The 11,832-nt window shown below is 33.1% G+C and carries 13 protein-coding genes and 1 tRNA gene; 4 read left to right on the top strand and 10 right to left on the bottom strand.

The features are described from left to right. Nucleotides 1–105: 105 nt before the first annotated feature. The 3 genes from RHP76_RS00635 to RHP76_RS00625 form a co-directional block, all read right to left on the bottom strand. On the bottom strand, nt 106–930 hold the full coding sequence (locus RHP76_RS00635) for a GLPGLI family protein (protein WP_120230736.1): 825 nt from the start codon (nt 928–930) through the stop codon (nt 106–108). A 124-nt stretch (nt 931–1,054) separates the two neighbouring features. After that, the gene (locus RHP76_RS00630; protein WP_062670571.1) at nt 1,055–1,309 is read right to left on the bottom strand and encodes a hypothetical protein; all 255 of its coding nucleotides are present in this window, start codon (nt 1,307–1,309) and stop codon (nt 1,055–1,057) included. A gap of 384 nt (nt 1,310–1,693) precedes the next feature. Further along, nucleotides 1,694–1,778, bottom strand: a tRNA-Ser gene (locus RHP76_RS00625). Nucleotides 1,779–2,025: 247 nt separating this feature from the next. Here RHP76_RS00625 and RHP76_RS00620 point away from each other — a divergent pair. Continuing rightward, complete coding sequence (locus tag RHP76_RS00620; protein ID WP_311229230.1) at nt 2,026–4,701, top strand: COR domain-containing protein; 2,676 nt, start codon at nt 2,026–2,028, stop codon at nt 4,699–4,701. An 89-nt stretch (nt 4,702–4,790) separates the two neighbouring features. After that, on the top strand, nt 4,791–5,162 hold the full coding sequence (locus RHP76_RS00615) for a helix-turn-helix domain-containing protein (RefSeq protein ID WP_306596099.1): 372 nt from the start codon (nt 4,791–4,793) through the stop codon (nt 5,160–5,162). A gap of 70 nt (nt 5,163–5,232) precedes the next feature. Here the strand turns inward: RHP76_RS00615 and RHP76_RS00610 are convergent, their stop codons facing one another. The 3 genes from RHP76_RS00610 to holA all read right to left on the bottom strand — a co-directional run bounded on the left by RHP76_RS00610 (nt 5,233) and on the right by holA (nt 8,254). Next, the gene (locus RHP76_RS00610) at nt 5,233–5,445 is read right to left on the bottom strand and encodes a hypothetical protein (protein WP_062670628.1); all 213 of its coding nucleotides are present in this window, start codon (nt 5,443–5,445) and stop codon (nt 5,233–5,235) included. A gap of 526 nt (nt 5,446–5,971) precedes the next feature. Further along, entirely contained in the window at nt 5,972–6,913 is a 942-nt protein-coding gene (trxB, locus tag RHP76_RS00605; protein ID WP_311229229.1) for a thioredoxin-disulfide reductase, read from the bottom strand. Nucleotides 6,914–7,216: 303 nt separating this feature from the next. Continuing rightward, nucleotides 7,217–8,254, bottom strand: coding sequence for a DNA polymerase III subunit delta (gene holA / locus RHP76_RS00600; RefSeq protein WP_311229228.1), 1,038 nt, complete (start codon nt 8,252–8,254; stop codon nt 7,217–7,219). A gap of 7 nt (nt 8,255–8,261) precedes the next feature. Between holA and RHP76_RS00595 the strand changes: the two genes are divergently transcribed. Together RHP76_RS00595 and RHP76_RS00590 are read left to right on the top strand one after the other, a co-directional pair. Then, nucleotides 8,262–8,693: a type I restriction enzyme HsdR N-terminal domain-containing protein gene (locus tag RHP76_RS00595; RefSeq protein WP_062670636.1), complete on the top strand. Its 432-nt coding sequence runs from the start codon at nt 8,262–8,264 to the stop codon at nt 8,691–8,693. A gap of 195 nt (nt 8,694–8,888) precedes the next feature. Further along, nucleotides 8,889–9,632: a dienelactone hydrolase family protein gene (locus RHP76_RS00590; protein ID WP_120230630.1), complete on the top strand. Its 744-nt coding sequence runs from the start codon at nt 8,889–8,891 to the stop codon at nt 9,630–9,632. Nucleotides 9,633–9,696: 64 nt separating this feature from the next. On the opposite strand, the gene RHP76_RS00585 is transcribed toward RHP76_RS00590, so the two are convergent. From RHP76_RS00585 to RHP76_RS00570, 4 genes are all read right to left on the bottom strand, one after another. After that, nucleotides 9,697–10,077 carry a PEGA domain-containing protein gene (locus tag RHP76_RS00585; protein ID WP_062670641.1) on the bottom strand — a complete coding sequence of 127 codons (381 nt, stop codon included), beginning with the start codon at nt 10,075–10,077 and terminating at the stop codon, nt 9,697–9,699. Nucleotides 10,078–10,317: 240 nt separating this feature from the next. Then, a complete protein-coding gene (locus RHP76_RS00580; RefSeq protein ID WP_062670643.1) occupies nt 10,318–10,689 on the bottom strand; it encodes a cupin domain-containing protein in 372 nt (123 codons plus the stop codon). Further along, nucleotides 10,686–11,213, bottom strand: a complete 528-nt coding sequence (locus tag RHP76_RS00575; RefSeq protein ID WP_311229227.1) for a GNAT family N-acetyltransferase — start codon at nt 11,211–11,213, stop codon at nt 10,686–10,688. Before RHP76_RS00575 ends, RHP76_RS00580 begins: the two co-directional genes overlap by 4 nt. A gap of 3 nt (nt 11,214–11,216) precedes the next feature. Further along, nucleotides 11,217–11,819 (bottom strand): DUF2911 domain-containing protein, encoded by a 603-nt coding sequence (locus tag RHP76_RS00570; protein ID WP_062670647.1) that lies wholly within the window; start codon nt 11,817–11,819, stop codon nt 11,217–11,219. Between the last annotated feature and the right edge of the window lie 13 nt (nt 11,820–11,832).

The raw sequence follows: 11,832 nt of genomic DNA, 5'->3' as shown, positions 1-11,832 counted from the left end.
TAAGTTCCAGACACTTTTTTAGCAGCTTTTAAATGCTTAAAATATACTTGAATTTATGTACAATGCTTTCCTGGTTAAAAAAAGTGTTAAGAAAATAAATTTTCATTACTCTAATTCAATAGGGTTATAACCTTTTTTCTCTGTTTCACTTATTTTTTGTCTGCTTTGCCCCTCTGAAAATACAGTTCCCATTTTTTCTAATTCATATTTAATATTGTCTCTGTAATTTGTTGTTGCTTGAATTAACTCTTTTTTTGTGACTAACTTAGCATTTTGATAATGTCTTTTATTTATTGTTATTATTCTTCCCTTCAACTTAGCACTTGATACCGATTTTACAAGTTCAAAATCATAATCCCCTGTCTTATCTGTTATTTTAACAATTAAGCCTGGAAGACCACTAAATTTGTATGGTCCATAAGGAAAAGGAATTTCCATTGAATACCAAGCTGTCCAATCTCTTCCTTTATAATGAACCTCTGCTTTTTTACAATGAAAAGAATTAATTACTTTGGTTTCATCAATCAATTTCCAGTCACGAATTACAGGGGTATTATAAGATAGAAGAGCAGTTCCAACTGACTCATAAAATTCAGAATTATCAGTTGTTTGGATAATTAAAAACTTAAATTTTGATGAAGGCAACCCTCTCATATCAATATTAAAATTACTCCTATTTTTATTATACTGCTCCATGAAAAGAGAGTCAAATTTCAACCTGTTTTCACTAATAAAAAAAGCACGTTTATCACTTATTTGCATGGTAAAAAGTTCTTTGTAAACGTTATCTTGATTTAGAGTATTAGGTTTATATTGAAGTAAATAGGTAAATTCTCCTCTTAATGAATCACCAGTAGCTGTTTGAGAAAACAAAAAAGAGAAAAAAAATAAAAATAAAATTGTTAAGGTTTGTTTCTTTGTGAAATTCATTGCTGTTTTTTGTGAAAATAATAACCGTTCAAACAAGGTTTATTATTTGAACGATTATTTTGATTAATAGTCAACACTTCTTTCCTATTGAGCTCAAAGAAATGACTAACTTGTGACTGATAAATTATAGTTGACAATAATTATCCTGAATTTTTTCTGCCCACTCTATCCATTGATCAGCACTCCAATCCTGACAAGTATAAGCAGATGTACAGCTTGCCTGAAATGTTCCACATTGCATTTGAAGTTTTTTCTTAGATTTTTTAGTGCTTTTAGCAACCCTAACTTCTTTTGTTTTAGAATTTACTTTCTCCACGTTTCCTTTTGCACTTACAAAACCTGCTATACCAATCATAGCAATAAATAATAGTTTTTTCATGATTGTGATAATTTTTAAAATTACAAATCAAATATATGGATTTAAGTCAATGAAAATAGAAATATCTTATTATGTTAAACACTTGTTAATAAGGTATTTAAGCCAACTTGAGCATCGTAAATTATTTCATTTAAAATTGAAATATTTATACATAAATTCAGTTTTAGAATTTATTTTTAGAATATCCAATTTAGATAAATCAAATAGCAAAGAAAGAACTTTGGTTTTATCAAGAATGTGAAAACCCTTTTTAAAAGTTGTACCAGCTTTTTGAATGTAGTTTAACTACCAATATGAATAAGAAGTCTCTCCCTTTGCCGACCGGAAATCAAGCCATTTAGGATATAAAAAAAGGAGACGTTTATTTTTAAACGTCTCCCTAAGCGGAGAGTGAGGGATTCGAACCCCCGGACCTGTTACAGTCAACAGTTTTCAAGACTGCCGCAATCGACCACTCTGCCAACTCTCCCTAAACTCCGGCTATACCGTTGTTTTCAGTGGTGCAAATATAGAACGATTTTTAATTTCTGCAAAACTTTTCCCCCACAAATTTTAACAAAACTTAATAATAGACTAGGAATCAGGGGAATTATTTTTTATTAAAGATTGCTAATACTTATAAATAAACAATAATTAAAGTTTAAGGAAAAAAGAATACTTTTAAATTTATATTTTTACATACTTATCAGTTTTGGATAATGAAATAAAAACTACTCATGAAAAGTGAAAAAAATAGACTAATTGCATTAGAAAGAATAGCTGATGCACGTCTCAATAAATCTTTTTTTTTAGATTTAAGTTCTTTAAATTTGGAAGAACTTCCAGATGATATTTCAGATTTAAATCATCTAATTGAAATTGATTTAAGCTATAACTTTTTATCGGAAATGCCAAAATCAATCTCAAGTCTTTTAAATCTAAAAATACTTAATCTTTCAAATAATTATATCTCTACAATTAATTTCACGAATGGTATTCACTATCTCTTAAAGAAATTAGATATTTCCAATAATTTACTTTATGAAATTCCTGATAGTTTAGAAGTCCTTATGAATTGTGATGAAATTATTTTTAAAAATAATCCTTTTTTAAATGCAATACCACAGTCCTTACGAAGTTATGATATATGGTATATTCTAGAATATTTAAATTTAACTAAATATAAAGAAACACAAAGACACTATGAAACAAAGTTAATTTTTGTTGGTCGCGGTGAAGTTGGAAAAACAACCTTAATAAAGGTACTTAAAGACAATTCTGTAACAATAACCCCAGGTGCTGAAGAAACAACTCATGGAATTAATATTGATCATATAGATATTGATGTTTTTTTCCCAGCTAGACCACCACATTATAACCATTATTTTGAATTACAAGATTTATATCAAACCTTTACATACGAAGAAGTTAATGAATATGAGATTGACTATGATTATCATTTTGGAGATAATTATTTAGCTCGCTTTTACGAAACTTTTTTAGAAATGGATGAAGATGAAAAAGTAGGTTTTATTACCACTACAGATCTTGGAAAACAATACAAAATAAAGAAAGAAATAAAAACAAATTTATGGGATTTTGGAGGACAAGAAATATATCATTCTACTCATCAGTTTTTTCTTACTAAAAGATCCATATATATTTTCGTTTGGGAACCAAGAAAAGATGGTGTTGAAGAAGAATTTGAATATTGGCTAAATATTATAAAATTATTAGGACAAAACAGTCCTGTTATTGTCGTTATGAATAAGTCAGAGGTAAGACATTATCCAATTGACAAAAAAGGCTATAATAGTACTTTCCCTAATATAGCAGCATTTCTTGAGGTCTCATGTATTAAAAAGTCTGGCATAAGAAATTTGAAGTTTCAAATTTCAAATTGTATTGCTAACCTTCCACATCTGGGTGATGAGCTACCGAAAAGTTGGATTCAGATTAGAGATAAACTTAATAAAATTGAGAAAGATTATATTAATATTTCAGAATTCAAAAATTTATGTAGCAATTATATTACAGACTTTAATAATAGACATTTAGAACATATAAGTGATTACCTGCATGACGTTGGTGACATTATTCATTTTAAGAACTCTCCTCTTTTAAAAAATATACTTATAATAAACCCGCAATGGGCAACTAAAGCTGTCTATTCTTTAATTGATACTATACCTATTCAGAAAAAAAATGGAGTATTTGAATATGATGATATGGAAAAATATTTGAATTTAGAAAAATATCCCGTTGAAACTCATATACAACTTCTTGAATTAATGGAGAAGTTTGAAATCTGCTTCAAGGCAGTAGGTTCACCAAGTATTTACATCATACCAGAACTCTTAAGTAATGAAATTCCTAATATAAAAATAGTCGAAAAAATAAAAGAGAGCAAAGATATATTTAAGTTTAGGTTCACATTCAATTTTATGCCTACAGGTATTTTAAGTCGTTTAATTTGCAAATTATTCTATCTGTTAAATTCTGAAAATTATTGGAAAAATGGAGTGATATTTAAATATGACTCCTCTATAGCTTTAATTATATCGGATAAATTAGATAAAAAACTTGACATTTACATTACTGGCCAAAATAAAAGAGATCTATATGGATTAATTAAAAATGAATTGATTCAAATATTTAGTATCTTTAATATGATCGAAAGTAAAGATTTTTATGAAGAAATACCTTGCAATTGTGACGTTTGCAGCATAGACCAAGAGCCTCATTATTTTCGTAACTCTACTTTAAAAATTTTTATAGATAAAAGTAAAAATTCAATTGATTGTCTTAAATCAGCAATATCGGTAAATATTAGTGACCTCCTTTTTTTATATAGAAATTCCAATCCGAATAAAAGTATTATTTATAATATTTTATCTGCTCTTTCTCGTTTGCAAGGACTAAGCAGATCTATCGAAACTTCGGAAGATTCCCGTAACTCATATATAAGTGATGCACTTTCTCAATCAGGAATAATTAGTAAAGATCAATCGAGATGGGGAATATCATCTTCTGGCCACAGTATAGGAGAACCAGATATAATCTTTGAAGAAACAACTGGTAAATTCCTAACCTTTTACGAAGGAATAAATCTACAGTATCTAAATAAAACAACTATTATAAGTCATATAGAAAAAATTATAAATAAATATGATGCGCTAGGTGTAGCGGAGAAGTTCTTAGGTTGTTATTGTAAAACTGCTAACTTTTCTAACTTGTCAAATAGTTATTATGAATTTTTACAGACATTCACTCACGAAAGCATTAAATTTACTGATGTGCAGGATATCACTAGTGAGTTTACAAACTATACAGAATTAAAAATTTTCAAAACATATTATTATAAATCAGAACGTAAAATTTCCTTAACTCATATTTTAGTTAATCTTCAATAAGTCTAACTTAAGCAATGTGTAAAATTGAATATATCATAACAAATATTTTTTTTTCACTACATTTGTAAAAACACAGGTATCCTATGACAATGGAAAAACTAAGAACTTTAAGAAAGCAGAAAGGCTATACTCAGCAGCAGATTGCTGATCTTCTTGCTACCGATGTCTCCAACTACAGCAGAAAAGAAAATGGAGACGTAAGAATATTTGATGACGAATGGGAGAAACTGGCTAAAGCTTTGGAGGTTTCTGTAGAAGATATTAAAGAAGAGAAAGAACCGAATGTTGTACAGAAAAATGAAAACATAACATTTAATGATACTAGTTCATTTCATCAGTCTGGCATCTATAATTGTAACGTTCCCAATTACTTATTAGAAAATCAACAGGAATACATTAATCTTCTGAAAGAGCAGATTAAAGCTTTAAAAGAAGAAAATGAAAAACTGAAAAAGGGATAATCACCACCACATAAAGAACAAAAACGGCTTCCATTGGAAGTCGTTTTTATTTTATACCTGTTAAAGCTACCTATTCCCTATCAACAATGGAAATAAAACTGTTTTTTAAAAAATCAGACGGATATACAAACTGATCTCCATCCTCTCCTTTTACTACAATCGCGCCCTGTTCATCATTAAGGCATTTGTCCAGCTGGGTTTTCATGTCATTAAGGGCTCCATTGGGAACTTCAATGATGTAAGTTCCGGTAACGTGTGTAACTTTTATGATTTTTGTTTCCATTTTGTTTTTGATTATGGGCTAATTTAGGGATTTTACTTTACGCAAAACAAGATGATCATAATAACTTATCTATCACTTTTACTCAATTGTATAGTTTTAACCACCCCGTCAAAAATTCAAAGAATTTTTGCCACCCCTCCAAAGGAGGGGAATGTGTACGTCTTCAGTTGTTACATAGATGGTCATGAGGATTTTGGAAATATTTCTGGAAAATAAAGCTATTTATCTAATTTCTTATCGAATATTGGGTATGGAGAGATGTTGAATGTTGTAAGCGCAAAGGCGCAAGTAATATTAAAAAAAGACTGTTATAAGGTGCAAAGATTTTATCTCCGATAAAATTGATAACGTATATTCTTTACTGAAAATCTCATATTGAGCGAAGTCGAAATGTTCTTACACCTTAAAATCATACATAAAGTGAAAAAAACCTTTGCGACATTGCGATTACCCAACAAAGCTCAGGTATATAGGAACAAAAAAGCGCACCCATAGGGCACGCTTTGTATGTATAAACTGAATAGTATTAGTGTAATTCAGCAAGGTATTTCTCTGCATCCATTGCCGCCATACATCCGCTTCCCGCAGCTGTAATAGCCTGTCTGTAGATATGATCCTGAACATCTCCGGCCGCAAATACACCCGGAAGATTGGTTCTTGAAGACCCTTTTTCAGTCACGATATATCCGTTTTCATCAAGATCTACCTGACCCACAAAGATATCTGTATTCGGTTTGTGACCAATGGCAATAAAGATTCCTTCAACATCTACTGTAGATTTCTCCTGAGTCTGATTGTTGATGATTACCGCTCTTTCTACAAGGCTGTTTTCTCCTTCAATTCCAATTAATTCATGGTGGAATTTCACTTCGATATTCGGCGTATTTTCCACTCTGTGAACCATTGCTTTTGAAGCTCTGAAAACATCTTTTCTCACCAACAGTGTTACTTTTTTACAAAGCTTTGCAAGGTATGTAGCCTCTTCAGCAGCTGTATCTCCCGCTCCTACTACTACTACATCTTTTCCTCTGTAGAAGAAACCATCACACGTAGCACAAGCTGATACACCGCCTCCTGCATATTTTTTCTCATCTTCAAGACCTAAATATTTTGCAGTAGCTCCTGTAGAGATAATAACTGTTTTGGCAAGGATCTCCTTCTTTCCTGCATATAATTTGTGAACACCGCCTGCTTCCTTAGAGAATTCAGCTTTGGTGATCATTTCGTAATGAACTTTGGTATCAAATCTTTCTGCCTGTTTTTGCAGATCCATCATCATTTCAGGACCTGTAATCCCGGCTGGATACCCTGGGAAGTTATCCACTTCAGTAGTGGTTGTTAATTGTCCGCCCGGCTCCAAACCTGTATACAATTCAGGTTTTAAGTCTGCTCTTGCTGCGTAGATAGCAGCTGTGAAACCAGAAGGCCCAGATCCAACGATCACACAATCTAAAATGTTTTGCTCCATAATTTGCTTTGTTCGAAAAGATTTAATTTGAATTAGACCGCTAATTTCGGAATTTTTAATTTCTTTTTAAAGTTATTTTAATGATACTTGTCAATATCTGATATGTTGAATTTCGATGGTAACTGTTGTGGGGTGAATTCCGGGGTTCGGGATTCGAGATTCGGGGTGCGGGATTCTGGTTATTGTGTTACGGAATTTAGATTGGCAGGAAATTAAAACTTTTTTAATGTCCTTTATCCATCATATCCCGAATCTCACTATCTCGCAACACGCATCACGTTACCTCGCATCTCGCAACACGTATCACACCTTCATTTTAATCTTATCTACATTGATGATCTTATACACAAGTTCCCGAATCAGCTCAGCTTCTCCCATATTCACCGCTCCGAGCCCTTTACCTTTCATATCGAATTCACGTAAAATAGAAATGACTCTTGTAGCATGTTTCAAAGGGTAAAGTCTGGCACTTTCCGCGTAGTCTTTGATAAAATAAGGATTCACTCCCATCTGTGAAGCAATGGTCTGTGGAGACTGCCCTGCCATGGTCTGATAAATAATAACATTTGAAAAATAATTGTAAAGGCTTGCAAGCATCATGACAAAAGGATTATTCTTCGGGTTTTTACCCATAAAATGGGCAATTTTAAAAGCTGCATTGGCATTTTTAGTTCCTAAAGCCTTCTGGAGCTCAAAAATATTATATTCTTTGCTGATCCCGATATGATTTTCAACGATGGTTCCATCAAGGATTTCTCCTTCTTTAAGGATCATCTTCAGCTTGTTCAGCTCGTTGGCAATTCTGGACAGGTCATTTCCCAGATATTCTGCCAGCAGATGGGAAATATTGGGAGCTGTATTGATTTTAAGCTTTACACACTCATCTGAAATCCATTTCGGCAGATTGCTTTCCTTTACAGATTCGCTAAGGAAAAGCGCTTTGGCTTTATCCAATGCTTTGGCCGCTTTTTTTCTGCTATCCAGTTTCTTATGCTTATGAGCAAAAACCAAAACTGTAGAAGGAACAGGATTGTCTACGTAAGATTCCAGAATTCTGTTTTCCTCTTCATTGAATCGTAAATCCTGAGCTTCTTTCACAATAATCACCTGTTTGTCTCCCATCATCGGAAATTGTCTTGCAAGGGAAAGAACTTCCTGATAAGAGGTATCTTTTCCATAGGTAACGGTTTGATTGAAAGCTTTTTCATCTTCTTCCAAAAAGTTATGCTCAAGGGCTTTTACAGCAACATCAATGAAGTAAGCTTCTTCTCCATGGAAAAAATAAATAGGTAAAACTTCTTTATTTTTAATATTTTTGAGGATTAAATCTAATTCTTTCATCTTATTAATGGAACTTCCAAAACTGAATTTTCAGGAAACTTTTGATTTTAAATTCAAGAAAGACAAAGATAAGTTTTTTATTTATGATTTGGTTCGCAAAACTTATCTTCTGCTCACTCCTGAGGAATGGGTCAGACAGCATTGGGTACATTATTATCTTACTGTAAAATCCTACTCCACATCGGCTCTGATTACCGAAAAAAAAATTATCTTGAATGGTCTTACCAAAAGGATTGACCTTCTGGTTACTGAAAAGACCGAACCTATAATTCTGATTGAATGTAAAGCTCCGCAGATCAAATTAACGGAAAAAACTTTTGAACAGACTGCCCGATACAATTCTATTATCGGTGCCAGGGAAATTATTTTAACAAACGGTTTGCAGCACATTAATGCCTATTATGAAAATGAGCAATACCAGTTTTACAAACCTGAGTAAGGCTTATAACATTAGATAATTTCTGAAAAGTATTAAATAATATTCTATTAATATTCTTTCTGAGTTATTTTTATTAATTTCGATAAGATTTCTTTTCAACACTAATCACAAATTTTTACACGAATTGCACAATTGTTATTGGTTGTATTTGTGAAAAGGATTAGTGTAATCTGTATTAAAATTAAATTACAAAATATGATACGTTCCATCTTATTAACTGCAATGATTATGGCTTCAGGAAATCTTTTCAGTCAGAAACTTAAATCTGTTTCCTACCAGGACGGTTCCCAGAAACTTAATGGTCTCATCACTTCCAATGCCGGAAAAAAACTTCCCGGAGTACTGATTCTTCCAGCCTGGAAAGGTATTGACGAAGAAGCTAAAACAGCGGCTGTTGAGCTTGAAAAGCAAGGGTATATTGCTTTTATCGCTGATATTTATGGTGAAGGAAAAATTCCTACGGATAACGAATCTGCTGCAAAAAGCTCAGGGTATTACAAACAGAATTATCAGGAATACCAGAAAAGAATTTCGCTGGCATTGGAGCAGTTGAAGAAAAACGGAGCAATTTCTGATAAGGTAGCGGTTATCGGCTATTGTTTCGGAGGCACAGGAGCACTGGAATCAGCAAGAGGTCATCTTCCAGTAGCGGGTGTTGTTTCCATCCACGGAAGTCTGGGCAGAGATCAGAGCAGAAAAAATGAGGCTTTAACAGCTAAAATTCTGGTTGAAAATCCGGCTGATGATAAAAGTGTAACTCCTGAGGATTATAATAACCTCATCAAAGAAATGAATGAAGGAAATGCCGACTGGCAGATCATCACATATGCCCATTCTAAACATACATTTACAGATCCGAAATCACCGGATTACAATGCAACAATGGCCAAAAGAGCATGGAATCATACGTTGCTGTTCCTGAAAGAAATTTTGAAATAAACATAAAAAAGGCAAATTCGTGAATCAATGAATTTGCCTTTTTACTTTTATAGTGTTAGCTTAATTACGGTTTAGCCTGAAGCTCAACATCATATTTCTTTGGAGAATATTTGGTTAGAGAACCTGTTGCAGCATCAATTCCCACTCCTATTGCTCCTCCAAGAATAATATTCAGTAAAGTCACGGCATTAAAAGTTTTTGTCAGTTTTACTTCTTTCTTCTCGAATCCTTCTTTTTCAAATGTAACCATCTGCTTACCCAAACCTCTTGGAATTTTGGTTGTACAAGGTGTTGTACATTTTTCAATTCCCTTGTGAAATACTTTTGCTCCTTCAGGGCTTGAAGAAAAAGCGATTGAATCCTGAGTTCCTGTAAAAATGGTTGCACATGAAGTGGTAGAAAGCGCGATTGCCAGCATGAATACAATCGATAATTTGTTTTTCATAGATTTTAGTTCATTTTTTTAAGTCCGCGAACTTACAAAATAAATTGAAACTATCAGGCATGAAAAAGAAAAAACTATTGCGAAACCTTTTATTGAAGGGCATTCTTAATAAAAACACATTGAAAATCAACTTCAAAGAAATCAGCAATTCATGATTATTTTTTCATGATGGTGTAATTACACAAAAAAAGCAAATCCACTATTCTCAGATTTGCTTTTTTATATTTTTTAATTCTTTTCTTAGTCTACGCCTTCCTCTTCCCTATGCACCAATTCCATAGAAAATGCAGGAAGACAGATCGCAAGATATTCACATGGTTCTGAAAACGGATTACTATAACGGATTCTCGCTCCTTTTTCAATAAGAATACTCTGTCCTTTTTCCAACGTAACAATTTCTCCATCTATTTCAAATTGCTTTTTTCCTGAAATAATGTAGGTAAATTCATCAAACTCAGGAGTCTGGTGAGGCTCACTCCAATCCGGAGGTGCTACCATATGAGCAATGGAAACATTGGAATTCCCTGTTGAGTTTCCCCAATGTTCTTCAATCAGTTTTCCGTCTGTAGTAGGCACTACAAATGGGGACTGCTGTATTTTATATTTTTTCATACCCAGTTTTCTTTTTTAATTTCATATACGAAATTGGTTCTTGTAGGTTCTGCAAAATAAGCCACTTCTTCTTCAGCTATTTTTTGTCCTCCCAGTCTTTCCAAAGCGGTCTGTGAACGAAAATTCTCTTTTCCGATATGAAAATGAACTTTGTCTACAAACTGGAAAATATAATCCAGCATCAGCTTTTTAACCTTAGGATTAATGCCTTTTCCCCATGATTTTGTTCCGTAGAAAGTATATCCGATGAAAATATGATTGTTCTCTTCATCAAAATCATAATAACGGCTGCTTCCCAATACATCTCCGGTAGCTTTCTCCATAATTTTGAAAGCACCTTTACTCTCCATAGCTCCTGTGAAAAAGTTTTCAAAAACTTCTCTCTTATAACGGTCTTTGTTAGGATGCTGTTTCCAGACTTTAGGATCGGAAGCCACTTCATATAAAGATTCAAAATCCCCTTGCTGTAAGGGGATTAATTGAAATTCTTCATTCTCTAAAACAGGCTGAACAGAAAAATTCATTGCTTAGCCTTTTTTAGTAGAATCTGATTCTATTTTCTTGATTTCTTTCAACTTGTCGGAAATCTTGATAACAGTGTCTAATTTGGACGGTTTCAAAGGAACTTCTGCCTGAGCCATATCCCATTTGATAACCAGGTTTCCTGAGTTTTCATCTGTAGGATTTAAAGTGATTTCAAACCATTCCTGTTTGTCTGTCAGTTTGTTAACCGGTACCGTAACGTCTACTACATCCTGTTTTGGATCGTAAGTATAAGCTCCCCATTGCTGGAAATCTTTATTAAGGATAACTTTCCATTCTTTTTCTGTAGGAACGATGAACAATCCGTATGTTCCTGCAGGCACTGTTTTCCCACCGAAGTTAACGGCCTGTCCGAAAGTAATTTTTGTAGAAGAGTTCGCTCCCGCTCTCCAAACCTGGCCATAAGGAACCAGTTCTCCGAAAATTTTACGTCCCTTCACTCCCGGTCTTCCATAATCAATGGTAATTTTAGACATTGAAAACTGCTGCTCAACCTTCTGGCGCGGACTTGCTGCCGGCACAGAATAATCCTGAGCAAAACTGAATGCTGAAACTGAAATGCAAACTGCTGCTAGTAACTTTTTCACGTGTAAATTTTTG

Source organism: Chryseobacterium sp. SG20098, from assembly GCF_031844745.1.
Lineage (GTDB): Bacteria > Bacteroidota > Bacteroidia > Flavobacteriales > Weeksellaceae > Chryseobacterium > Chryseobacterium cucumeris.
This window is presented reverse-complemented; position numbering and strand designations above follow the sequence as displayed.